20 protein-coding genes are annotated in these 25,034 nt (G+C 56.1%); 8 read left to right on the forward strand and 12 right to left on the reverse strand.

Annotation, left to right across the window (positions count from 1 at the left end):
- Positions 1–4: 4 nt before the first annotated feature.
- The 5 genes from sucA to sdhC all read right to left on the reverse strand — a co-directional run bounded on the left by sucA (position 5) and on the right by sdhC (position 6,370).
- Complete coding sequence (gene sucA, locus MUU47_RS20585) at positions 5–2,812, reverse strand: 2-oxoglutarate dehydrogenase E1 component (RefSeq protein ID WP_258990010.1); 2,808 nt, start codon at positions 2,810–2,812, stop codon at positions 5–7.
- A 313-nt stretch (positions 2,813–3,125) separates the two neighbouring features.
- On the reverse strand, positions 3,126–3,842 hold the full coding sequence (locus MUU47_RS20590; protein ID WP_258990011.1) for a succinate dehydrogenase iron-sulfur subunit: 717 nt from the start codon (positions 3,840–3,842) through the stop codon (positions 3,126–3,128).
- A 16-nt stretch (positions 3,843–3,858) separates the two neighbouring features.
- Positions 3,859–5,625, reverse strand: a complete 1,767-nt coding sequence (sdhA, locus tag MUU47_RS20595; RefSeq protein ID WP_258990012.1) for a succinate dehydrogenase flavoprotein subunit — start codon at positions 5,623–5,625, stop codon at positions 3,859–3,861.
- Positions 5,625–5,972, reverse strand: coding sequence for a succinate dehydrogenase membrane anchor subunit (gene sdhD / locus MUU47_RS20600; RefSeq protein ID WP_258990014.1), 348 nt, complete (start codon positions 5,970–5,972; stop codon positions 5,625–5,627). The genes sdhA and sdhD overlap by 1 nt, the downstream gene beginning before the upstream one ends.
- Positions 5,966–6,370 (reverse strand): succinate dehydrogenase cytochrome b556 subunit, encoded by a 405-nt coding sequence (gene sdhC / locus MUU47_RS20605; protein ID WP_258990016.1) that lies wholly within the window; start codon positions 6,368–6,370, stop codon positions 5,966–5,968. Before sdhC ends, sdhD begins: the two co-directional genes overlap by 7 nt.
- 638 nt (positions 6,371–7,008) lie before the next feature.
- Here sdhC and gltA point away from each other — a divergent pair.
- On the forward strand, positions 7,009–8,295 hold the full coding sequence (gene gltA / locus MUU47_RS20610; RefSeq protein WP_258990017.1) for a citrate synthase: 1,287 nt from the start codon (positions 7,009–7,011) through the stop codon (positions 8,293–8,295).
- Positions 8,296–8,445: 150 nt separating this feature from the next.
- On the opposite strand, the gene pxpC is transcribed toward gltA, so the two are convergent.
- From pxpC to MUU47_RS20625, 3 genes are read right to left on the reverse strand one after another with little or no spacing between them, the layout of a single operon-like run.
- Complete coding sequence (gene pxpC, locus MUU47_RS20615) at positions 8,446–9,378, reverse strand: 5-oxoprolinase subunit PxpC (protein ID WP_258990018.1); 933 nt, start codon at positions 9,376–9,378, stop codon at positions 8,446–8,448.
- On the reverse strand, positions 9,372–10,028 hold the full coding sequence (gene pxpB / locus MUU47_RS20620) for a 5-oxoprolinase subunit PxpB (protein WP_258990019.1): 657 nt from the start codon (positions 10,026–10,028) through the stop codon (positions 9,372–9,374). Before pxpB ends, pxpC begins: the two co-directional genes overlap by 7 nt.
- A 15-nt stretch (positions 10,029–10,043) precedes the next feature.
- Entirely contained in the window at positions 10,044–10,787 is a 744-nt protein-coding gene (locus MUU47_RS20625; RefSeq protein WP_258990021.1) for a type 2 GTP cyclohydrolase I, read from the reverse strand.
- 263 nt (positions 10,788–11,050) lie between these two features.
- Here MUU47_RS20625 and dtpD point away from each other — a divergent pair, with 263 nt between their 5' ends.
- Positions 11,051–12,532 (forward strand): dipeptide permease DtpD, encoded by a 1,482-nt coding sequence (gene dtpD / locus MUU47_RS20630; RefSeq protein ID WP_258990023.1) that lies wholly within the window; start codon positions 11,051–11,053, stop codon positions 12,530–12,532.
- Here the strand turns inward: dtpD and phrB are convergent.
- The 3 genes from phrB to MUU47_RS20645 form a co-directional block, all read right to left on the reverse strand.
- Positions 12,529–13,941, reverse strand: coding sequence for a deoxyribodipyrimidine photo-lyase (phrB, locus tag MUU47_RS20635; protein WP_258990024.1), 1,413 nt, complete (start codon positions 13,939–13,941; stop codon positions 12,529–12,531). The genes dtpD and phrB overlap by 4 nt on opposite strands.
- Before the next feature lie 10 nt (positions 13,942–13,951).
- Positions 13,952–14,908: a YbgA family protein gene (locus tag MUU47_RS20640; RefSeq protein ID WP_258990025.1), complete on the reverse strand. Its 957-nt coding sequence runs from the start codon at positions 14,906–14,908 to the stop codon at positions 13,952–13,954.
- A gap of 121 nt (positions 14,909–15,029) precedes the next feature.
- Positions 15,030–15,230 (reverse strand): YbfA family protein, encoded by a 201-nt coding sequence (locus tag MUU47_RS20645; RefSeq protein ID WP_110510102.1) that lies wholly within the window; start codon positions 15,228–15,230, stop codon positions 15,030–15,032.
- 299 nt (positions 15,231–15,529) lie between these two features.
- Between MUU47_RS20645 and kdpF the strand changes: the two genes are divergently transcribed.
- The 6 genes from kdpF to kdpE are packed head-to-tail and all read left to right on the forward strand — an operon-like array spanning position 15,530 to position 23,326.
- Positions 15,530–15,619, forward strand: coding sequence for a K(+)-transporting ATPase subunit F (gene kdpF / locus MUU47_RS20650; RefSeq protein WP_110510103.1), 90 nt, complete (start codon positions 15,530–15,532; stop codon positions 15,617–15,619).
- Complete coding sequence (gene kdpA / locus MUU47_RS20655; RefSeq protein ID WP_258990026.1) at positions 15,619–17,298, forward strand: potassium-transporting ATPase subunit KdpA; 1,680 nt, start codon at positions 15,619–15,621, stop codon at positions 17,296–17,298. The genes kdpF and kdpA overlap by 1 nt, the downstream gene beginning before the upstream one ends.
- A gap of 20 nt (positions 17,299–17,318) precedes the next feature.
- On the forward strand, positions 17,319–19,367 hold the full coding sequence (kdpB, locus tag MUU47_RS20660; protein WP_258990027.1) for a potassium-transporting ATPase subunit KdpB: 2,049 nt from the start codon (positions 17,319–17,321) through the stop codon (positions 19,365–19,367).
- Between the two features lie 12 nt (positions 19,368–19,379).
- Positions 19,380–19,955 (forward strand): potassium-transporting ATPase subunit KdpC, encoded by a 576-nt coding sequence (gene kdpC / locus MUU47_RS20665; protein WP_258990029.1) that lies wholly within the window; start codon positions 19,380–19,382, stop codon positions 19,953–19,955.
- Between the two features lie 9 nt (positions 19,956–19,964).
- On the forward strand, positions 19,965–22,652 hold the full coding sequence (kdpD, locus tag MUU47_RS20670) for a two-component system sensor histidine kinase KdpD (RefSeq protein ID WP_258990031.1): 2,688 nt from the start codon (positions 19,965–19,967) through the stop codon (positions 22,650–22,652).
- On the forward strand, positions 22,649–23,326 hold the full coding sequence (kdpE, locus tag MUU47_RS20675) for a two-component system response regulator KdpE (RefSeq protein ID WP_258990032.1): 678 nt from the start codon (positions 22,649–22,651) through the stop codon (positions 23,324–23,326). The genes kdpD and kdpE overlap by 4 nt, the downstream gene beginning before the upstream one ends.
- Before the next feature lie 56 nt (positions 23,327–23,382).
- On the opposite strand, the gene pgm is transcribed toward kdpE, so the two are convergent.
- Entirely contained in the window at positions 23,383–25,023 is a 1,641-nt protein-coding gene (gene pgm / locus MUU47_RS20680) for a phosphoglucomutase (alpha-D-glucose-1,6-bisphosphate-dependent) (protein ID WP_258990033.1), read from the reverse strand.
- Positions 25,024–25,034 lie beyond the last annotated feature (11 nt).

The following is a 25,034-nucleotide window of genomic DNA, read 5'->3' on the forward strand; positions in this document are numbered from 1 at the left end:
TTAATTAATCGACGTTCAGCGCGTCATTGACCAGATCTTGTTGCTGCTTCTGGTGAACGGACATATATCCTACCGCCGGAGAGGCGGAGGCCGGGCGACCTGCATAACGCAGAGCTGACCCAAATGGAATCACTTCACGCAAGTGATGTTGACTGCAGTACCACGCGCCCTGGTTAAGCGGCTCTTCCTGGCACCAGACAAAATCATGCACGTGAGCATAAGCTTTCAGCACATCCTGCATCGCCTGATGCGGGAATGGATACAGCTGTTCGATACGCACGATGGCGACATCTTTTTGATCGTTCTTGCGACGCTGTTCCAGCAGGTCGTAGTAAACCTTGCCAGAGCACATCACCACGCGTTTCACGCCTGAAGGTTCCAGTTCGTCAACTTCGCCAATCGCCGGCATAAAGGTGCCGTTGGCCAGTTCTTCGAGAGAGGACACCGCCAGCGGGTGACGCAGCAGAGATTTCGGTGACATGACCACCAGCGGACGGCGCATCCCGCGCAGCGCCTGACGACGCAGCATGTGATAAACCTGAGCCGGAGTGGACGGCACACAAACCTGCATATTCTGTTCAGCACACAGCTGCAGATAGCGTTCCAGACGCGCGGAGGAGTGCTCCGGACCCTGTCCTTCGTAGCCGTGCGGCAGCAGCATGGTCAGGCCACACATACGGCCCCATTTCTGTTCGCCAGAGCTGATGAACTGGTCGATAACCACCTGCGCACCGTTGGCGAAGTCACCGAACTGCGCTTCCCAGATAGTCAGGATGCGCGGCTCTGCGGTAGCGTAGCCGTATTCGAATGCCAGCACCGCTTCTTCAGACAGCACGGAGTCCCAGACCTTGAACTGGCCCTGACCGTTATGCACGTGTTGCAGCGGGGTGTAAGTGGAACCGTTAGTCTGGTTGTGAATGACCGCATGGCGGTGGAAGAAGGTGCCGCGACCGGAGTCTTCACCGGAGAGACGCACAGGAATGCCTTCATCTACCAGCGTGGCGTACGCCAGGTTTTCCGCACCGCCCCAGTCGAACATTTTCTCGCCTGCGGCCATCGATTGACGATCGCCATAGATTTTCGCCACACGAGACTGCATTTCAACGGCGTCCGGTACAGTGCTGATGCGCTTCGCCAGCTCCTGCAGACGCTTCATGTCGACTTTATTCGGGTAGCTCTCATCCCACTCGTGGTTGAGGTACGGCGACCAGGTAAAGGAGTGCATGTTCATTGGACGCCACTCTTTCACCACGCATTCGCCCGCATCCAGCGCGTCGCGGTACAGGTTGACCAGCTCGGTGGCATCTTCCAGCGTGGCAACGCTATCGCCTTCCAGCTTGTCAGCGTAGATTTTACGCGGGGTCGGATGCTTTTTGATTTTCTGGTACATCAGCGGCTGAGTTGCGCTCGGCTCGTCGGCTTCGTTATGGCCGTGACGGCGGTAGCACACCAGGTCGATGAACACATCGCGTTTGAAGGTGTTACGGAAATCGAGCGCCAGACGGGTGACAAATGCCACGGCTTCCGGGTCATCCGCGTTCACGTGGAAAATCGGCGCCATCACCATTTTACCGATATCGGTACAGTACGGTGTGGAACGCGCATCCAGTGGGTTGGAGGTGGTAAAGCCAACCTGGTTGTTGATGACGATACGCACGGTACCGCCCACTTCGTAACCGCGCGCTTTAGACATGTTCAGGGTTTCCTGAACTACGCCCTGCCCGGCAACTGCCGCATCACCGTGAATGGTAATCGGCAGCACTTTGTTGCTGCTTGGCTCTTCCAGACGATCCAGACGTGCACGTACAGAGCCAATAACCACCGGGCTCACGATTTCAAGGTGCGACGGGTTGAACGCCAGCGCCAGGTGCACCAGGCCGCCTTCGGTTTCGATATCAGACGAGAAGCCCATGTGGTACTTCACGTCACCGGTGCCGAGGTGTTCTTTATGTTTACCGGCGAATTCGTCGAACAGGTCCTGCGGCTTTTTACCGAGCACGTTAATCAGAACGTTCAGACGACCGCGGTGCGCCATACCCAGCACCACTTCGCGGGTGCCGCTTTTACCCGCATGGCGGATAAGCTCTTTGAGCATTGGCACCAGCGCGTCGCCGCCTTCCAGCGAGAAGCGTTTTGCGCCCGGGAATTTCGCGCCCAGGTAACGTTCCAGGCCTTCGGCCGCGGTCAGTTCTGTCAGGAAGCGTTTTTTCTCGTCCGCGCTGAAGGTCGCGTGACCAACCACCGATTCGATGCGCTGTTGGATCCAGCGTTTCTCTTCAGTGGAGGTGATATGCATGTATTCCGCACCAATGGAGCCGCAGTAAGTCTGCTTAAGGGCAGCGATCAGTTCGCCCAGCTTCATCGTCTCTTTACCGATAGCAAACGAGCCTACGTTATAGCTGTCCTGGAAATCCGCCTCTGTCAGGTCATGGAAAGCTGGGTCTAAATCAGACACCCGCTCTTGTTTCCACAGACCTAACGGATCGAGCCTGGCGTCCTGATGACCACGGAAACGATACGCGTTGATCAGCTGCAGGACTTTAACCTGCTTCACATTGGTGTCAGGGTCAGAAATCGAGGAAGAGTAACGTGAGGCATCCTTCGCCAGACGACGGAAATAATCACGCGTAGTAGAATGAAATTGATCCGGTTTGACTCCGGTACCAGGTAATTGCTGGAACATTGAACGCCAGTTGGCGTCGACAGAGTCAGGATCGGTTAAGAAGTCTTCATAGAGCTGTTCTATCCAGCTCTGGTTAGAGCCAGAGAGGTAAGAAGAGTCCAGCCAGGCTTTCATTGCGCCGTTCTGCATCGTGATCCCTTAAGCATTTTTATGCTTACTTTCGCCGTAGAAACTACCACGCACACAAGGTGTACGTGCCGGGGTTCACTTGCGAGCTCTTCTATGCGGGCCCGCGAAGGAACCTTTAAAAACCGCCCTCTAACCGTCGCTGTTCAGGCTGCAACTGCGTTGCGCCTTGTTTCGCGCTGAACAGCTCGGTTATAGATGCCAAATACGGCAGTTTTTAGAGGTTTCCTGCAATTCCGTTTTCCTGATGGCGTTGCGCTGAACTGGCCTACTCTCATGTAGACCTGATTAGCGCAGCGCCATCAGGCGTTATTACTTATGCACTGCGTTGCAGCAGCATCGACTTAATATGGCCGATGGCGCGCGTCGGGTTAAGACCTTTCGGACATACACTGACGCAGTTCATGATGCTATGGCAGCGGAATACGCTGAAAGCGTCACTTAAGCCTTCAAGGCGGCTATCCGTTTCAGTATCACGGCTGTCGATCAGGAAGCGGTACGCTGCCAGCAGACCGGCTGGGCCGATGAACTTATCCGGGTTCCACCAGAATGATGGGCACGAAGTGGAACAACATGCACAGAGAATACACTCGTACAGACCGTCCAGTTTTTCACGCTGCTCAGGCGACTGTAAATGTTCGCGAGCCGGTGGATTCTGCCCATTATTCAACAGGTAAGGCTTAATCTTCTCATATTGAGCATAGAACTGCCCCATGTCTACCACCAAATCGCGAACTACCGGTAAACCCGGCAGAGGGCGAATCACAATCTTCTGCCCGGCACGCTGCAGAGCGGAAATTGGGGTAACACACGCCAGACCGTTTTTGCCGTTCATGTTCACGCCATCGGAGCCACACACCCCTTCACGGCAAGAGCGACGGAACGACAGCGTCGGGTCCTGTTCTTTCAGCTGGATTAACGCATCCAGCAACATCATGTCGCGCCCTTCTTCCGCTTCGAGGGTGTATTCCTGCATGCGCGGAGCGTCATCGACATCCGGGTTATAACGATAAACTGAAAACTCGAGTCTCATTTTCCTGTCTCCGCAATTAGTAGGTACGCACTTTCGGCGGGAATGCCGGACGCAGTTTCGGTTCCATGTTCACTTCACGACGAGTCATGGATTCCGACTGCGGCTGGTACAGGGAGTGGCAGAGCCAGTTTGCATCATCACGTTCCGGGAAGTCGAAGCGGCTGTGTGCGCCACGGCTTTCAGTACGGAAGTTAGCCGATACCGCAGTAGCGAAGGCCGTTTCCATCAGGTTATCCAGCTCCAGGCACTCAACGCGCTGGGTGTTGAATTCGCTGGAGGTGTCGTCCAGGCGGGCGTTTTTCAGGCGCTCGCGGATCACTTTCAGCTGTTCCAGACCTTTAGCCATCGCATCACCTTCACGGAAGACCGAGAAGTTGTGCTGCATACATTCCTGCAGTGCTTTACGGATTTCCACCGGATCTTCACCGCTACGGGTGTTGTTCCAGCGGTTGAGACGTTCCAGAGAAGCGTCAATGTCAGATTCGCTTGCGTCACGCAGCGCGCCCTGCTCGGCGATGGATTCTTGCAGATGCAGGCCAGCAGCACGACCAAATACCACGAGATCCAGCAGCGAGTTGCCGCCCAGACGGTTAGCACCGTGTACGGATACACACGCGATTTCGCCTACCGCGAACAGGCCCGGGATCACCACGTCTTCGCCCTTCTCGTTCACGGTCAACGCCTGGCCGGTCACTTTGGTCGGTATACCGCCCATCATGTAGTGGCAGGTTGGGATAACCGGGATCGGTTCTTTAACCGGGTCGACGTGTGCGAAAGTACGGGACAGTTCGAGGATGCCCGGCAGACGGGATTCGAGAACGTCTTTACCCAAATGGTCGAGTTTGAGTTTGGCATGCGGACCCCACGGGCCATCGCAACCGCGACCTTCACGGATTTCGATCATGATGGAACGCGCCACCACGTCACGACCCGCCAGGTCTTTCGCGTTCGGCGCATAGCGCTCCATGAAACGCTCACCGTGTTTGTTCAGCAGATAACCGCCTTCACCACGGCAACCTTCGGTCACCAGCACACCCGCACCGGCGATACCGGTTGGGTGGAACTGCCACATTTCCATATCCTGCACCGGAACACCGGCACGGATAGCCATCCCGACGCCGTCACCGGTGTTGATATGCGCATTGGTTGTGGACTGATAAATACGGCCTGCACCGCCGGTCGCCAGCACGGTGGCCTTGGCTTTGAAGTACACGACTTCACCGGTTTCGATGCACAATGCGGTACAACCGACCACCGCGCCATCCTGGTTTTTCACCAGATCCAGCGCATACCACTCGGAGAAAATGGTGGTGTGGTTTTTCAGGTTCTGCTGATACAGGGTATGCAACAGCGCGTGACCGGTACGGTCAGCCGCCGCTGCGGTACGTGCCGCCTGCTCGCCGCCGAAGTTTTTCGACTGGCCGCCAAACGGACGCTGATAAATAGAGCCATCATCCAGACGGGAGAATGGCAGACCCATATGTTCCAGCTCCAGAATCGCTTCCGGGCCGGTCTTACACATATATTCGATAGCGTCCTGGTCACCGATGTAGTCTGACCCTTTTACGGTGTCATACATGTGCCATTCCCAGTTATCTTCATGGGTATTACCGAGCGCAACGGTGATACCGCCTTGCGCAGATACGGTATGGGAACGGGTCGGGAAGACTTTAGAGAGCAGCGCACAGGTCTGGCCGCTCTGGGAAATTTGCAGTGCGGCACGCATGCCTGCACCACCTGCGCCGATTACAACAGCATCAAATTCTCTGACTGGCAGTTTCATTACACACCCCACACCACAACAAATCCATAAATCACGTAAACCACCAGTGCAACGACGATAGCCAGTTGCAGAGGCAGGCGAACGCCTAACGGTTTAACGTAGTCGGTCAACACCTGCCACATGCCAATCCAGGCATGGATCAAAATGGAGAACAGAGCCAGCAGGGTGAAGACTTTGGTGAAAGCGGAAGAGAAGAAACCCGTCCAGACTTCCCAGGTGAGCGAGCCGTGGGTCGCGAAGAAACCAACCATGTAGATAATGTACAGAGTCAGAACGATCGCGGTGGCGCGTACGAGGATGAAGTCATGTACGCCGTTGCGTCCTAGTGCTGAGGCGTTGCTTACCATACGAGGACTCCTGCGAGAAGTGAAAGCACGACAGTAATAACAAAAGAAATCTTGGCAGACCGCACACCCACTTCGAAGGTCTCTTCCAGATAGCCAAAGTCCATCATCAGATGGCGAATGCCCACCACGGCGTGATACGCCAGTGCGGTCAGAATGCCCCAGAGGATGAATTTGACGAAGAAGCCGCTCATGATGGAGCTCGCGGCCTGGAAGCCTTCAGGAGAGGAGAGACTGGTGCCCAGTAACCACAACAGGATGCCAACCGCCACAAATGTAATCACGCCAGAAACGCGGTGGAGGATGGACGCTATCGCCGTTACAGGAAATCGGATCGTTTTGAGATCCAGATTGACAGGTCTTTGTTTTTTCACATTTTTTATCATGAATAACGCCCACATGCTGTTCTTATTGTTTCCCTTCCTCCGGTCTGCGTGCGGGTCAGACAGCGTCCTTTCTATAACTGCGCGTCATGTAAAAACTCCATATAAAAGAGCTAAAACGGCACATTACAACGCTGGGTGGCTCGGGATTGCAGGGGTTTCCGGAGACCTGGCGGCAGTATAGGCCGTTCACAAAATCATTACAATTAACCTACATATAGTTTGTCGGGTTTTATGCGGAACAGTGATCAGGGTCACGATAACAACATTATTTTAATTTTTACTCACGAGGTTTGACAAATATTAAACATTATTGTTACAACCATCACTTAGAAAGGCATATAATGCGTAAAAGTTATGGGGTCACTCTTTCTCCTGACAAATAGTTATGTAACAGTGAGAAAGTATTGACCGCACCATTGCCGACAGTTAATAGTGATAGACAGGTTTGAATAATCGGACTGCTAAGACCCTGATTTGCTGTTGTTTCACGGTGGATTGAACGTATACCCCAAGGCGCCCTTTGCTCTGTACCCTGGTTTACCCTCGCGAGCTGAGCGGTGAGCCGAATAACAAACTGGTAACGTCGAAAATCACCCTGAAAGCGAATCCGGCATCCGGCAGTCTTATGCAATAAGGCGCTAAGGAGACCGTAAATGGCTGATACAAAGGCAAAGCTCACTCTCAACGGTGATACTGCTATTGAACTGGATGTGCTAAAAGGCACACTCGGCGAAGACGTTATTGATATCCGTACCCTCGGCTCAAAAGGGATGTTCACTTTTGACCCTGGTTTTACCTCCACCGCATCCTGCGAATCAAAAATCACGTTTATCGACGGTGATGAAGGTATCCTTCTGCATCGCGGTTTTCCTATTGATGAGCTCGCAACACAGTCTAACTATCTCGAAGTCTGCTACATACTGCTGAACGGTGAAAAACCGAGCCAGGAGCAGTACGAAGAATTCAAAACCACCGTGACCCGTCACACCATGATCCACGAGCAGATTACCCGTCTGTTCCACGGCTTTCGTCGTGACTCGCATCCAATGGCGGTCATGTGCGGCGTAACCGGCGCGCTGGCGGCGTTCTATCACGATTCCATGGACGTGAATAACCCACGTCACCGCGAAATCGCTGCGTTCCGTCTGCTGTCTAAGATGCCGACCATGGCCGCGATGAGCTACAAATATTCCATCGGTCAGCCGTTTGTCTACCCGCGCAACGACCTCTCCTACGCCGGCAACTTCCTCAACATGATGTTCTCCACCCCGTGTGAAGACTACGTGGTGAACCCGGTACTGGAACGCGCGATGGACCGTATTCTGATTCTGCATGCCGATCACGAGCAGAACGCTTCTACTTCTACCGTCCGTACCGCGGGCTCAAGCGGCGCGAACCCGTTCGCCTGTATCGCTGCGGGCATCGCGTCTCTGTGGGGACCAGCACACGGCGGCGCCAACGAAGCGGCACTGAAAATGCTGGAAGAGATCAGCTCTGTTGAGCACATTCCGGAATTCGTGCGTCGCGCTAAAGATAAGAACGATTCGTTCCGTCTGATGGGCTTCGGTCACCGTGTTTACAAAAACTATGACCCGCGCGCCACCGTGATGCGTGAAACCTGTCACGAAGTGCTGAAAGAGCTGGGCACCAAAGACGACCTGCTGCAGGTGGCGATGGAGCTTGAGCACATCGCGCTGAACGACCCGTACTTCATCGAGAAGAAACTCTACCCGAACGTGGACTTCTACTCCGGCATCATCCTGAAAGCGATGGGCATTCCGTCCTCCATGTTTACCGTCATCTTCGCCATGGCGCGTACCGTTGGCTGGATTGCACACTGGAGCGAAATGCACAGCGAAGGCATGAAAATTGCCCGTCCACGCCAGCTGTACACCGGCTACGACAAACGCGAATTCAGCTCAGACGTTAAGAAGAAATAATTGACGTTGGGTGCGGTGCAGCCTGATGCCCTCATCCCGCTCCCTCTCCCACAGGGAGAGGGGGCAAACATAAAAAACGGTAACCTTCGGGTTACCGTTTTGCTTTTACCTCGTGCGGCAGATCTCCGGTCCTTCGGGGATAACGCGTCCTTATTGTTCTGCGTTGAGACGCCAGGCCAGCTGTTCGAAATAACGATGCTGATCGTCTCGCGCTTTCAACGCCTCTTCCAGGGTGCACGGCACGAAGTGCATTGGCTGCCCCAGTGGAATTTGCGCCAGTTGGTACATATCGGCTTCGATAATGCAGGCAATACGCGGGTAACCACCGGTTGTTTGCGCATCGTTCATCAGCACGATCGGCTGGCCGTTATGCGGTACCTGCACCACGCCCGGCAATAGGCCATGCGATAACAGCTCGCGGTCAGTGGTACGCACCAACGGCTGGCCCTGTAAACGATAACCCATGCGATTACTTTGCGGGCTGAGTTGCCACGGCGCACGCCAGAAGTTCTCCTGCGAGGCGGTATCAAACTCATGATATTCCGGCCCCGGTAACGCACGAATCCGGTTCCCGCGCAGAAGTTGTTTCACGCCCTGCGGACCGTTAAATGTGCGCGTGGCTGGCAGCAATTTCAGGGTGTCGCCATCCTGAAGTCGACGCCCTTCCAGCCCGCCAATCCCGACGTTAAGATCGGTACTGTATGACCCCAGCACTTTTGGCACATCAATGCCGCCTGAAATGGCCAGATAGCTGCGAACACCGTGCAAAGGTCGCTTCATCACCAACGTTTGCCCGGCCTTAACCTGCAGCCGCCATCCCGCCCAAACGGGTTTATCGTCGAGCATCGCTTCACATCCCGCGCCCGTCAGCGCAAACCAGCCGTCACGTTCAAACTGAACCGACAGCTGGCCCAGCGTAATTTCGAGAGCTGCTGCGCTCGGGTCATTACCCACCAGCAAATTGGCCGTGAAAAGTGCCGGTTTATCCAGCGCGCCGCAGCGGCTGACGCCGGACTGACGCAGGCCATAACGCCCGCCATCCTGGACCGACGTGTAGAGACCTGAACGTATAACTTTCAGCATACGCCCTCCTTTTGCGGCACAAAGCGCACCGTATCTCCCGGTCTGAGTAAAACCGGCTCAGCCAGGCGTGAATCAAACATCGCCTGTGAGGTATGGCCAATCAGCTGCCAGCCGCCCGGCGTGGCTAGCGGATAAATGCCGGTATGCTGACCGCCAATCCCAACAGAGCCCGCGGGCACCTGCACACGCGGCTCTGCCCGACGCGGCATCGCCAGTTTTGGCGACAGCCCGCCCAGATAAGCAAAGCCTGGCTGGAAGCCTAAAAACCACACCACATAATCCTGCGATGAGTGAAGCTCCACGACCTGCTGCGGCGTAAGGCCGCAATGCTCGGCCACCAGCGGTAAATCCGGCCCCAGTTTGCCGCCGTACACCACGGGGATATCAATCTGGCGGGAATCCGGTTCCAACACTTCACTCTCTTCCCACCAGCGCTGAAGACGCTCGATGGCATCCAGCGCTAGCGACTGCGGATTACGCAGGATAACGGTGATATTATTCATCCCAGGAATGGCTTCGAGCACTTCCGGGTATCCAGGTAAACGCTGGGTCAGACGCCAGATACGTTTCTGGCTCTCCAGCGTCACAGGCGGTTCAAGTTCCAGAACGACTGCCGTTTCGCCCAACAGGTAACAACGCGCTCGCTGCACTTTCGCCCTCTCTCATCAAGCCGGGTTGGGGATGTCGATAAAGGTGACATCCAGATCGGTATTTTCGGTCAACCATTCGCTTAAGGCGCGAATGCCGCCTCGTTCGGTCGCGTGATGACCAGCGGCATAAAAATGCAGGCCCTGCTCACGCGCAGAATGGATGGTTTGTTCCGACACTTCACCGGTAATAAAAGCATCTACGCCAAAACGTGCCGCGCTGTCGATAAAACTCTGGCCGCCGCCGGTGCACCACGCCACGCGCGATATTTTGTCCGGCCCGGTGTCACCACTCCACAGCGGCGTCCGGCCAATGCGGGTTTCAATCCACGACGCCAACTCCAGCCCGGAAACGGCAACAGACAGTTCGCCCCACGGCACCAGCGGCTCAATTTCGCCTTTGATATTGATGCCGAGGAGTGCGGCTAGCTGGGCGTTATTGCCAAGCTCAGGGTGCGCATCCAGCGGCAAATGCCAGCCATAAAGGTTGATATCATTGGCCAGCAGCGTTTTCAGCCGGTTGCGTTTCATGCCGCGAATCACCGGCGACTCCCCTTTCCAGAAATAGCCGTGATGCACAATGACGGCGTCGGCTTCCAGACGCACGGCTTCATCCAGTAGCGCCTGGCTTGCAGTCACGCCGGTGACGATTTTGCGGATCTCTTCTCGCCCCTCAACCTGCAGCCCATTTGGCGCGTAATCGCTGATAGCTGCACTGTTGAGTTTCTCGTTAATCAGTTGTTCCAGTTCACTGTTTTTCATCGTCACTCCAGACTTTCCCTCAATACTGCCGGATACCATAGCCGCCCAGCGGCTTCACGTCGATACCCGCGCAACGCCTGACAAAAAACCGCTCTTTTGATTAGCGCAAAAAACGCTTAACGTCACGCAGCACGATCATGTATATTTATGCACCGGGACAGCATATAAATTGAGCTTTAACGCTCAAGTTACATGGAAAGCATATAAGAAACGAATAATGCGGAATGATTATCTTCTGCACTTCTGGCAAGACTGAGAGCAACATGAAGACACCATCGTCACAACCGCGCGCTATCTATTACGTGGTCGCACTGCAAATTTGGGAATATTTTAGCTTTTATGGGATGCGCGCTCTGCTGATCCTGTATCTCACCAACCAACTGAAATACAACGATAACCACGCTTATGCGCTGTTCAGCGCCTACTGCTCACTGGTCTATGTCACGCCAATCCTCGGCGGCTGGCTGGCGGATAAAGTGCTTGGCAACCGCATGGCGGTGATGATCGGCGCCTTTTTGATGGCCGTCGGCCACCTGGTGCTCGGCGCCAGTGAAATGTCATCGATGTTCTTGTACCTGTCATTGGCAATTATCGTTTGCGGCTACGGTCTGTTTAAATCGAACGTTAGCTGCCTGCTCGGCGAGCTTTATGAACCCACCGATCCGCGCCGTGACGGCGGTTTCTCGCTGCTTTACGCCGCAGGTAACGTCGGCTCCATCATTGCACCAATCGCCTGTGGCTACGTCCAGGAAGAATACAGCTGGGCGATGGGCTTCGCGCTTGCCGCCATCGGTATGCTCGCCGGTCTGGTGATTTTCCTCTGCGGGAACCGCCATTTCAGCCATACCGTCGGTGTGAACAAAGCCGTACTGTGCAGCAAGAAACTGGCCGTTCCGGTCTGGGGTTGGTTGCTGGCGCTGCTGGTTGTGTCGCCGATTGTCATTGCTGTGCTGTTCTGGAAAGAGTGGTCACTGTACGCGCTAATTGTTGCCACCGTTATCGGCCTGGTAATGCTCGCGCAAATCTACAAAAAAGCAGAGAACCAGAAGCAGCGCAAAGAGTTGGGGCTTATTGTGGTCCTGACCTTCTTCAGCCTGCTGTTCTGGGCCTTTGCGCAGCAGGGCGGCAGCTCCATAAGCCTGTATATCGACCGTTTCGTGAACCGCGATATTCTTGGCTATGAAGTGCCAACGGCGATGTTCCAGTCGGTCAATGGTTTTGCCGTGATGATGTGCGGCGTGTTCCTCGCCTGGGTGGTCAAAGAATCGGTGACGGGTAACCGCGCAGTGCGCATCTGGGGTAAATACGCCCTGGGCCTTGGGCTGATGAGCGTAGGTTTCTGCATTCTGACCCTGAGCGCACGCTGGTCTGCGACCTACGGTCATTCATCGATGCCGCTGATGGTTCTGGGAATGGCGGTCATGGGCTTTGCCGAGCTGTTCATCGACCCGGTTGCGATGGCGCAAATCACGCGCATTGAAATTCCGGGCGTAACCGGTGTGCTGACCGGCATCTACATGCTGCTTTCCGGCGCAATCGCCAACTACGTCGCGGGCGTGATTGCCGATCAGACGTCACAAAGCGCCTTTGATGCTGCGGGGGCGATTAATTACTCTATTGATGCCTACATCGACGTGTTCAGCCAGATTACCTGGGGGTCATTGGCCTGTGTGGCCGTGGTGTTGGTCATCTGGCTTGGACACGCCATGAAAGTCAGAGCCCGTCGTCTGGCGCTGGAGTCTTAAGCCTTTCTGGCGGCTTCATACGCTGCCAGCGTCTCTATCCGCGCCTGTTTGTGATTCACAATCGGGCGCGGATATTCTAGCGTTATCCCCTCTTTTTCCGCCCACTGCCACGGTTCGTGAATCGCCTTCTCTGGCACCGCGTTCAATTCAGATAGCCAGTGACGAATAAACACGCCTTCTTTATCAAACCGTTCGCCCTGCGTGGTCGGGTTAAATATTCGGAAATACGGTGCGGCATCGGTGCCGGTAGAAGCCGCCCACTGCCAGCCGCCGTTGTTGGCCGCTAAGTCGCCGTCTACCAACTGTGACATGAAGTAACGCTCGCCTTCCCGCCAGTCAATCAGCAAGTCTTTCACCAGGAAGCTGGCGACAATCATCCGCAGGCGGTTGTGCATCCAGCCTGTTTCATTGAGCTGACGCATCGCCGCATCGACTATCGGGTAACCTGTTTTCCCCTGCTGCCAGGCGGCAAGCGCCGTCCTATCGTTGTTCCATGCGACATTATCTGTCCAGGCGATAAAGGGTTTATAGCGGCACAGTTCGGGATAATAGGTCATCAGATGGCGGTAAAATTCACGCCAGAGGAGTTCATTTAGCCAGACCGCACCGGGGCCGCCATCTTGCGCATGCGGACATTCCGCGAGAAGCCGATGCAGACACTGGCGCGCAGACAACACGCCCAACGTGAGGCACGCCGATAACCGACTGGTGCCCTCAATCGCGGGAAAATCTCGCTTTTCTTCGTACTCCGCGGCCTGCTGTTGGCAAAAGTGGCGCAGCCTGGCGATGGCGGTTTTCTCATCCGCTGGGAAGAGCGTGGTATCAAAGGGTTCTTGAGGAAGATTAAGTACAATCTCAGTCGTTTCACACGCCCCATTGTCACGATTCGCCGGAGCTTGAACGCATTCCGGCAGCCCTTCTTTTAGTCGTCGCAGATACGCATTTTTAAACGGCGTAAAGACCTTATACATCTGATGATTACCGGTCATGACGCTACCGGGCGCCAGCATCACGCTGTCGTCAAACCCCTGACACGTTACTGTATCCAGCGTTTTTTCCACCCCGCTGTCACGCTGACGCTCGTTAATTTCATATTGATAGTTATAGAAAAGCCGATCGACTTGATGTTCATCGCAGACATTTTTCACCACCTCTACCGACGCCGCGAAATCCGCCACGTCGTGAAACAATAAAGGAATGCCTTTTTGCGCCAGCTGCGTTTGTAACGCATTTAGCTGGGCCTGCAAATATGCCGCCTGGCGTGGGGCCATATGGTGCTGCAGCCACTGTTGCGGCGTGGCAATAAACAACGCGATCACCTTGGCCTGACGATCCCGACAGGCGGCGGCCAACGCCAGATTATCGTGCAGGCGTAAATCCGTGCGAAACCAGACCAGATGGGTGGTCATAACTCTCCGGTTAATGTCCGTAACGTAAACGTAAGGCTTCCGGCCAAGGGTCGAAATAGCGCTGCCCGGCCAGATAAGCATCAGGAAATTCAGCCATATAGTGTTTTAACAGCGTGACCGGTGCAAGCAACGGCTGCGTGCCCTGCCGATAGCGATCGATAAGGTCAGCCAATTCCTGCCGCTGTCGGCTGTTAAGCTGTTTGCGAAAGTAGCCCTGCACGTGCATCAAAACGTTGGTGTGATTGCGGCGAGTGGCCGGATGCGACATCAGCGTCATCAGGCGCTGGCGATATTCGACAAAGTAGTCCTCCAGCGACGTCCATTCCGCCATCGCCGCCACAAAGCGCCCGAGCTCACGGTAAAGCGGCTGAGAATGCGCCAGCAGTAACAGCTTATAGCGGCTGTGAAAGGCCATTAATTCGCCGCGATTCAGGCCCCGTACGCGAAGAGCGTGCAACTCATGCAGGGCATAAATACGCTCGACAAAGTTCTCACGCAGAACAGCGTCCTGTAACCGCCCGTCTTCTTCCACCGGCAGCCACGGGAATGTTTCCATCAGGATCCGGGTGTAAATGCCGCGTCCAGATTTGCGGCTGTATTGACCGTCGGCCTCGTATACCCGCACTCGCTCCATGCCACAGCTTGGCGATTTTGCGCACACAATATAGCCGCACAGCTTTTCGAAACGGGTAATCCGCTGACGGGTAAAATCGCGCATCGCCTGGGTTAAATCACCGTCGCGTCCATCGCTAAAACGCAAATTCGTGCTGCCCTGCTCGTCTTTCATCAGTCGCAGCGCGGGTCTCGGCACTGGCAAACCAATGGCCATTTCCGGGCAGACGGGCTCAAACGCCACCAATGGGCTGAGATCCTCTACTGCAAAAGTCAGGCGTTTATGCCCGCCGTCAAAACGAACGGGCTCGCCTAATAAACAGGCGCTGATGCCAACCGGGATTTTCTCACTCATAACCGCTCCTTTCAGGCCTATAAAAGAAGTGTAGACGCCAGAAAACGAAAAAGGCCGCACAAGGCGGCCTGGACGTAATTCGGTAAAATTTTAGGATTCTATCCAGCGGGATCGTTACAGATCAGTAAAAATCACAGGTCGCTTTTTCGGCCTGATCCATCCACACCGGTTTTTCACTGGTTTTAGACCAGACACGGTGCAGGTAGCTGTAAAAACGACCACGATCTTTCCAGAACAGCATTACTGGTAGCGCCAAAACACCCGCCACAACGGCGAAAGTACGACGCATCAATACAACATGTGCAGGAAACTCTTTGTACATAATCTCTCTCCCCTTTCATGGCCGGCAACGCACGCCGGTAAACGTTAACTGGGTCAAATAATACCGCTTTGGTTGTAATTTTGCTACTCATCCGACCACTTTTTTACGTCGACAGGGGCTGATTTACACTTCTCGCCGTAATTAAGTTACATAAAAGTTAAATTAATACTAACCACTAGTTAATTAATGGTCTTCTCCATTTTTATACTATTTTTACACCCTGCCCTGCGTTTTTTGCGAAATCTTTGCACCAAAAAACTTACCGTTACCGCACTTCATTAAACACCTGGAGGTGGACTGTGAGTGCAGGCGTGTTAACGGGTATCGTTCTGGTTTTCCTGTTGTTGGGTTATCTGGTTTATGCCCTGATCAATGCGGAGGCCTTCTGATGGCTGCGCAAGGGTTTTTACTGATAGCCAGTTTTTTACTGGTCCTGTTCATTCTGGCGCGCCCGTTGGGCCTCGTGCTGGCGCGACTGATAGCCAATACGCCGCTGCCCGGCACGGCCAAAATTGAACGCGGGCTGTGGCGCCTGATGGGTATCTCCTCCCAAGAGATGAACTGGCGGCAATATCTGCTGGCTATCCTGATGCTCAACGTATTGGGGATTTTGGTGCTGTTCGCCATGCTGATGTTGCAGGACGTTCTGCCGCTCAATCCGCAACACTTCCCGGGGCTTTCGTGGGATCTGGCGATGAACACCGCCATCAGCTTTGTCTCCAACACCAACTGGCAGGCGTATAGCGGCGAAAGTACGCTGAGTTACTTCAGCCAAATGACCGGGCTGGCAGTGCAAAACTTCTTGTCTGCGGCCACCGGCATCGCAGTGATATTTGCGCTGATCCGCGGTTTCTGCCGCCACAGCACCAATACGCTGGGTAACGCATGGATGGACATCGTGCGCGTTACGTTGTGGATCCTGCTGCCGCTGTCGCTGGTGATTGCGCTGTTTATGATCCAGCAAGGCACGCTGCAAAACCTTCTCCCGTACCAGCATTTCACCTCGCTCGAAGGCGTGAAAGGCCTGCTGCCAATGGGTCCGGTTGCGTCGCAGGAAGCCATCAAAATGCTCGGCACCAACGGCGGCGGTTTCTTTAACGCCAACTCCAGCCATCCATTTGAAAACCCAACGGCGTTGACTAATGCGGTGCAAATGCTGGCGATTTTCCTGATCCCGACCGCGCTGTGTTTCGCCTTCGGTGAAGCAGTTAACGACCGTCGCCAGGGGCGCACGATCCTGTGGGCGATGTCGGTCATCTTCGTCATCTGCGTAGCGGTCGTGATGTGGGCAGAGCTCAGCGGGAATCCTCACTTCCTGAAACTCGGGGCCGACAGCGCCATCAATATGGAAGGCAAAGAGAGCCGGTTCGGCATTCTGCAAAGCAGCCTGTTTGCGGTGGTGACGACCGCGGCGTCCTGCGGCGCAGTGAACGCCATGCACGACTCCTTTACCGCGCTCGGTGGAATGGTGCCAATGTGGCTAATGCAGATTGGTGAAGTGGTGTTCGGCGGCGTGGGTTCCGGGCTGTACGGCATGCTGCTGTTCGTGCTGCTGGCGGTGTTTATCGCCGGGCTGATGATTGGCCGTACGCCGGAATATCTCGGTAAAAAAATCGACGTGCGCGAAATGAAAATGACCGCGCTGGCGATCCTCGTGACGCCGGCACTGGTTCTGCTTGGCACTGCGCTGGCGATGATGACTGACGCCGGTCGCGCCGGAATATTCAACCCGGGCATTCACGGCTTTAGCGAAGTACTGTACGCCGTCTCTTCCGCCGCCAATAACAACGGTAGCGCCTTCGGCGGCCTGAGTGCTAACTCTCCATTCTGGAACTGCCTGCTGGCCTTCTGCATGCTCGTCGGACGCTTCGGGGTGATCGTACCTGTACTGGCCATCGCCGGCTCACTGGTGAGCAAGAAAATTCAGCCCGCCAGCACCGGCACGTTACCGACCTTCGGCCCGCTGTTTGTTGGCTTGCTGATAGGGACCGTGATTTTGGTCGGCGCTCTGACCTTTATTCCCGCCCTGGCGTTAGGCCCGGTCGCAGAACATCTCTCTTCGTTATAAGACAGCTGGAGACACGTTTTATGAGTCGTAAGCAAACGGCAATTTTCGAACCGGCCCTGGTTCGCCAGGCCCTGCTGGATGCCGTAAAAAAACTGAGTCCAGCCGTACAGTGGCGTAACCCGGTGATGTTTATCGTCTGGCTGGGCAGCGTGTTGACCACCCTGCTCGCCGTGGCGATGGCCTTTGGAAAAGTGCCCGGTAGCGCTGGCTTCACGGCGGCAATCAGCATCTGGCTGTGGTTTACCGTGCTGTTCGCTAACGTCGCCGAAGCGCTGGCGGAAGGCCGCAGCAAGGCACAGGCCAACAGCCTGAAAGGCATTCAGAAAACGTCTTTCGCCCGTAAACTGCGCGCGCCACAGCATGATGCTCAGGTCGATCACATTCCGGCTGATGACCTGCGCAAAGGCGACATCGTTCTGGTGGAGGCTGGCGACATCATCCCGTGCGACGGTGAAGTTATCGAAGGTGGCGCGTCGGTGGATGAAAGCGCAATTACCGGCGAATCCGCGCCAGTTATCCGCGAATCCGGCGGCGACTTCGCCTCGGTAACGGGTGGCACGCGCATTCTTTCCGACTGGCTGGTTATCCGTTGCAGCGTCAACCCAGGCGAAACCTTCCTTGACCGAATGATCGCCATGGTCGAAGGCGCTCAGCGTCGTAAAACGCCAAACGAAATCGCTCTGACCATTTTGCTGGTCGCGCTGACCATCGTGTTCCTGCTGGCAACCGCCACCCTGTGGCCGTTCTCCGCGTACGGCGGAACAGCGGTCAGCGTAACAGTGCTGGTTGCGCTGCTGGTTTGTCTGATCCCGACGACTATCGGCGGGCTGCTGTCGGCTATCGGCGTGGCCGGGATGAGCCGGATGCTCGGTGCCAACGTGATTGCCACCAGCGGCCGTGCGGTTGAAGCGGCGGGTGATGTGGACGTGTTGCTGCTGGATAAAACCGGCACCATCACTCTCGGCAACCGTCAGGCGTCTCAGTTCCTGCCCGCTCCAGGTGTCGATGAGAAAACCCTCGCCGATGCCGCGCAGCTAGCGTCGCTGGCCGACGAAACACCGGAAGGCCGCAGTATCGTGGTGCTGGCAAAACAGCGCTTCAATCTGCGCGAACGCGACATGCAGGAACTGCAGGCCACGTTTGTGCCGTTTACCGCACAGACCCGTATGAGCGGCATCAATATCCACGACCGCATGATCCGTAAAGGCTCCGTGGATGCTATCCGCCGTCACGTGGAAGCCAACAACGGGCACTTCCCGCCGCAGGTCGACACGCAGGTCGAAAGCGTGGCGCGTCAGGGTGGTACCCCGCTGGTGGTGGTGGAAGGTGCGACGGTGCTCGGTGTGATTGCACTGAAGGACATCGTTAAAGGCGGCATTAAAGAGCGTTTCGCACAGCTGCGCAAAATGGGCATTAAAACGGTGATGATCACCGGCGATAACCGCCTGACGGCCGCCGCCATCGCCGCCGAAGCAGGCGTAGATGATTTCCTGGCGGAAGCGACGCCGGAAGCCAAGCTGGCGCTGATTCGTCAGTATCAGGCGGAAGGCCGTCTGGTGGCGATGACTGGCGACGGTACCAACGACGCCCCGGCGTTAGCGCAGGCTGACGTGGCCGTGGCGATGAACTCCGGAACCCAGGCCGCAAAAGAAGCGGGCAACATGGTCGATCTGGACTCCAACCCGACCAAATTGATTGAAGTGGTGCACATCGGTAAACAGATGCTGATGACCCGTGGGTCGCTGACCACCTTCAGTATTGCCAACGACGTGGCGAAGTATTTTGCCATCATCCCGGCGGCGTTTGCGGCTACCTATCCGCAGCTCAACGCGCTGAACGTGATGCACCTGAACTCGCCCGCGTCAGCCATTCTCAGCGCCGTTATCTTTAACGCCCTGATTATTGTGTTCCTGATCCCGCTGGCGTTAAAAGGCGTGAGTTATAAGCCACTGACGGCAGCAGCAATGCTGCGCCGTAACCTGTGGATTTACGGCCTCGGTGGCCTGCTGGTGCCGTTCATCGGCATCAAAGTGATTGACCTGTTGCTGACCCTGTCTGGTCTGGTGTAAGAGGAAATGACAATGGCGACGTTACGTCCTGCACTGGTAGTTCTGATTTTTTTAACCCTGGTCACCGGCGGCGTGTATCCGCTGCTCACCACCACGCTTGGACAATGGTGGTTCGCCGACCAGGCCAACGGCTCGTTGATTCATCAGGACAACCAGATTCGTGGTTCGCACTTGATTGGTCAGCAGTTTTCAGCGCCGGGATATTTTCACGGTCGCCCTTCCGCCACCGCCAATAGCCCCTATAATCCAGAGGCATCCGGCGGCAGTAACCTGGCAGGCAGTAATCCAGAGCTGGATAAAGAGGTGGCGGCGCGGGTGGCGCAACTGCGTCAGGACAATCCGCAGGCAGACGCACAGGTTCCCGTCGAACTGGTGACGACGTCCGCGAGCGGGCTTGATTACAGCCTGACGCCGCAGTCGGTGGACTGGCAAATACCGCGCGTGGCGCAGGCCCGTCACCTGTCTGTAGCAACGCTGACGACGCTGGTTGCCGAACACACACAGCAGCCGCTGGTGAGCTTCCTCGGCCAGCCGGTGGTGAATATTGTTGAGCTGAACATGGCGCTGGATGCCCTGAAACAACCGTAAGGATTGAGCATGACCGACGAGCCCTTTCGTCCCGATCCCGACCGCCTGCTGGAGCAATCCTCCGGCTGGCATCGCGGAAAACTGAAAGTCTTTTTTGGCGCCTGTGCTGGCGTAGGGAAAACCTACGCCATGTTGCAAGAAGCGCAGCGCCTGCGGGCGCAGGGGCTCGATATTATGGTGGGCGTGGTGGAAACCCACGGCCGCCAGGAGACTGCCGCTCAGCTTAAAGGGCTGGCGACTCAGTCCCAAAAACGCATTCACTATCGCGGTCGACAGGTCGAAGAGTTTGACCTCGATGCTGCCCTCGCCCGCCGTCCGGCACTGATCCTGATGGACGAACTGGCGCACACCAACGCCCCCGGTTCACGTCACCCCAAACGCTGGCAGGATGTAGAAGAACTGCTGGAAGCAGGCATCGACGTTTTTACCACCGTCAACGTTCAGCATCTGGAAAGCCTGAACGACGTGGTCAGCGGCGTGACCGGTATCAAAGTGCGTGAAACCGTGCCGGATCCTTTTTTCGATTCTGCGGACGAAGTGGTGCTTGTGGATCTGCCGCCGGACGATCTGCGCCAGCGTCTGCACGAAGGCAAAGTGTATATCGCCGGGCAGGCCGAGCGCGCCATCGAGCATTTCTTCCGCAAAGGTAATCTCATCGCCTTACGCGAGCTGGCCCTGCGACGCACCGCCGACCGCGTGGATGACCAGATGCGCGCCTGGCGAGACCGCCAAGGCGAAGAAAAAGTCTGGCACACCCGCGATGCGATTCTGCTGTGCGTCGGCCACAGCGGTGGGAATGAAAAACTGGTGCGGGCCGCCGCCCGTCTGGCCGCCAAGTTCGGCACCGCATGGCATGCGGTCTATGTCGAGACCCCCGATTTGCATCGTCTGCCAGAATCACAGCGGCGCAATATTCTCAGGGCACTGCGTCTGGCACAGGAGCTGGGCGCGGAGACCGCCACGCTGTCAGATCCGGCGGAAGACAAAGCTATTCTGCACTACGCCCGCGAACATAATCTCGGCAAAATCATTATTGGTCGGCGCAATAAACGACGCTGGTGGAGCCGGGAGTCATTCGCCGACAGGCTCGCCCGCCGCGCCCCGGACCTCGATTTACTGATTGTCGCCCTTGAGGATCAGCCAGCCACCAGCCCGAGCCGCAGCACCGATAATCGTCCGTGGTTGGAACGCTGGCGCGTTCAGCTTCGTGGCTGCATTGTGGCCATGGTGCTCTGCGCCTTAATTACGGTGTTCGCCAGCCATTTCCTGATGGCGTTTGATGCCGCCAACCTGGTCATGATCTATCTGCTCGGCGTGGTGATTGTGGCACTGTTCTATGGGCGCTGGCCGTCGGTGCTTGCGACCGTCGCCAACGTCGTCAGCTTTGATCTGTTCTTTATTGCACCGCGCGGTACCCTCGCCGTTTCCGATGTGCAGTACGTGTTGACCTTCGGCGTGATGCTCACCGTCGGGCTGGTTATTGGGAATTTGACCGCGGGCGTGCGCTATCAGGCCCGCGTCGCGCGCTATCGTGAACAGCGTACCCGGCATCTGTATGAAATGTCGAAAGCGCTGGCAACCGGCCGCCGCGCGCAGGATATTGCCCAAACCAGCGAGCAGTTTATTCACTCCACTTTCCAGGCGCGTAGCCAGGTGCTGCTACCCAACGCCGAGGGTGGGCTTCACCCTCTGACCGACGGCAACGACATCACGCCGTGGGACGACGCCATCGCCCGCTGGAGCTTTGACAAAGGCCAGCCAGCAGGTGCGGGAACCGACACGCTGCCCGGGGTGCCGTATCTTATCCTGCCGTTAAAAAGCGCCGAGAAAATCCACGGCGTGGTGGTGGTTGAACCGGGTAATTTGCGCCAGTTGATGATCCCCGAACAGCAGCGACTGCTTGAAACCTGCACCTTGCTGGTCGCCAGCGCCCTGGAACGTCTGGCGCTGACCGCAAGCGAAGAGCAATCGCGGCTGGCGAGCGAACGGGAAAGCATTCGCAACTCGCTGCTGGCGGCGCTTTCACACGACTTGCGCACGCCATTAACCGTGCTGTTTGGTCAGGCGGAAATTCTGACGCTGGATTTGGCCAGCGAAGGTTCAAAGCACGCTCCACAGGCCAACGAAATTCGCCAGCACGTGCTGAACACTACCCGACTGGTGAACAATCTGCTCGATATGGCGCGCATTCAGTCCGGTGGATTTAACCTGCGCAAAGAGTGGCTGACGCTGGAAGAAGTGGTGGGCAGCGCCATTCGCACCCTGGAAATGGGCCTCGGCGGGCGGCATATTCAACTGGCGCTGGGCGACCCGCTGACGCTTATTCACGTTGATGGCCCGCTGTTTGAACGGGTGCTGATTAACCTGCTGGAAAACGCCGCGAAGTACGCGGGCCCGTCGGCCACCATTGGAATTTCCGCCGAACGCTTGCCCGAACAGCTGCAGCTGGAGGTATGGGACTCCGGCCCCGGCATCCCTGCTGGTCAGGAACAGGCAATCTTTGCTAAATTCTCCAGAGGTCATAAAGAGTCGGCCATTCCCGGTGTAGGGCTTGGCCTCGCGATTTGCCAGGCGATTGTCGATGTACACGGTGGTGAGCTACACGCGTATAACCGCCCCGAGGGCGGGGCCCGTTTCAGGGTTACGCTGCCGCTGGATGCGCCCCCGGAGCTGGATGAATTTCTTGAGGAACTGTGATTAACGTACTTATCGTTGAAGATGAACAGGCTATTCGCCGTTTTCTGCGCAGCGCGCTGGAAGCCGATGGCCTGCGCGTGTACGAAGCCGAAACGCTGCAACGTGGGTTACTGGAAGCGGCCACGCGCAAACCTGACCTGGTCATTCTCGATCTCGGTTTGCCGGATGGCGACGGCATAGAGTTCATTCGCGATTTCCGTCAGTGGAGCCAGGTGCCGGTGATTGTGCTTTCTGCTCGCGCCGAAGAGACGGACAAAATTACCGCGCTCGACGCCGGTGCCGATGATTACCTCAGCAAGCCGTTTGGCATTGGCGAGTTACAGGCTCGCCTGCGGGTGGCGCTTCGTCGTCATGGGAACGCGGAACAAAATCAGCCGGTGGTGCGCTTCGCTGATATTCAGGTCGATATCGCCAATCACCGCATTCAGCGCGGTGAAGAACAAATCCATCTGACGCCGATTGAGTTTCGCCTGCTGGCGGTGCTGCTCAATAACCATGGCAAAGTGCTGACCCAGCGCCAGTTGTTAAGTCAGGTCTGGGGGCCAAATGCGGTTGAACATAGCCACTACCTGCGCATTTATATGGGCCACTTACGCCAGAAGCTGGAAATTGACCCGGCGCGCCCGCAGCATCTGTTAACCGAAACCGGAATTGGTTATCGGTTTATGCTTTGATGGCGCAGCAAATAAAAAAGGGAGCCTTCTGGCTCCCTTTGCACATCGAGATTCTGTTACGCGTTTTTCAGCACTTCACTAACAATCTCTACCGCTTCTTTCTCAATCAGCTTACGGTGCTCGGCACCGAGGAAGCTTTCGCAATAGATTTTGTAGGCGTCTTCTGTGCCGGATGGACGTGCTGCAAACCAGCCGTTTTTGGTCATCACTTTCAGACCGCCGATGGATGCGCCGTTGCCTGGCGCAGCCGTCAGACGCGCGGTGATTGGGTCACCGGCCAGCGTATCGGCGCTAACCATCTCCGGAGAGAGTTTAGACAGCGCCGCTTTCTGGGCGGAAGTCGCAGATGCCTGCAGACGGTTGTAGCTTGGTGCACCAAAGCGCGCGGCCAGTTCGTCGTAATGCTGCTGCGGGTTTTTGCCCGTGACGGCGGTGATTTCAGCCGCCAGCAGACACATGATGATCCCGTCTTTGTCGGTAGACCATGGTGTGCCGTCGAAACGCAGGAAGGATGCACCCGCGCTCTCTTCGCCGCCAAAACCGAAGCTGCCGTCAAACAGACCGTCAACAAACCATTTGAAGCCTACTGGCACTTCCACCAGCTTACGGCCCAGATCCTCAACCACGCGGTCAATCATTGCTGATGACACCAGGGTTTTACCCACGGCGACGTCTTTGCCCCACTGTGGACGATGCTGGAACAGATAGTTGATCGCTACGGCCAGGTAGTGGTTCGGGTTCATCAGACCCGCCGGCGTCACGATACCGTGACGGTCGTAATCCGGGTCATTGGCAAACGCCAGGTCGAATTTGTCACGCAGTGCCAGCAGGCCCGCCATCGCACACTCTGATGAGCAGTCCATGCGGATCGCGCCATCTTTGTCGAGGTGCATGAAACGGAATGTCTGATCGACGTGATCGTTGACGATGGTCAGATCAAGCTTGTAGAACTCCGCGATACGTTTCCAGTATTCGATCCCGGAGCCGCCCAACGGATCAACACCAAGCTTCAGGCCCGCTTTCTGAATGGCTTTGATATCAACGATATCCGCCAGCCCTTCGATAAACGGCTGAACCAAATCTTGCTCTTTGATATGCCCGGACGCATACGCTGCATCCAGAGACATGCGCTTCACGCCGTTCAGACCATCAGCCAGTAATGCGTTTGCGCGGTCTTCAACCACTTTGGTGACGTTGGTATCAGCCGGGCCACCGTTTGGCGGGTTGTATTTGATACCACCATCGTCCGGCGGGTTATGGGACGGGGTGATGACGATGCCATCAGCCTGTGCGCCACCTTTTTTATTGTGAACCAGGATAGCGTTGGAAACCGCAGGCGTTGGGGTGTAGCCGTTGTTTTCCTGCACAATAACGTCCACACCGTTGGCCGCCAGCACTTCCAGTACGGAAATGATCGCTGGCTCTGACAGGGCGTGGGTATCCTTGCCGACGTAGCAGGGTCCGGTGACGCCATTTTTTGCGCGTTCTTCCGCAATCGCCTGCGCAATGGCCAGGATATGCGGTTCGTTGAAGCTGTGACGCGCAGCGCTACCACGGTGGCCGGACGTCCCGAATTTTACCGCATGTTCTGCGTTACCCACTTCCGGCTTCAGCACGTAGTACTGAGACGTCAGCTGGGCGACGTTGATCAAATCACTCTGCTGTGCAGGCTGACCTGCACGGTTATGAGTTGCCATTGCCTGGTCCT

It is taken from the genome of Scandinavium hiltneri, assembly GCF_024764835.1.
In the GTDB taxonomy this organism is placed as follows: domain Bacteria; phylum Pseudomonadota; class Gammaproteobacteria; order Enterobacterales; family Enterobacteriaceae; genus Scandinavium; species Scandinavium hiltneri.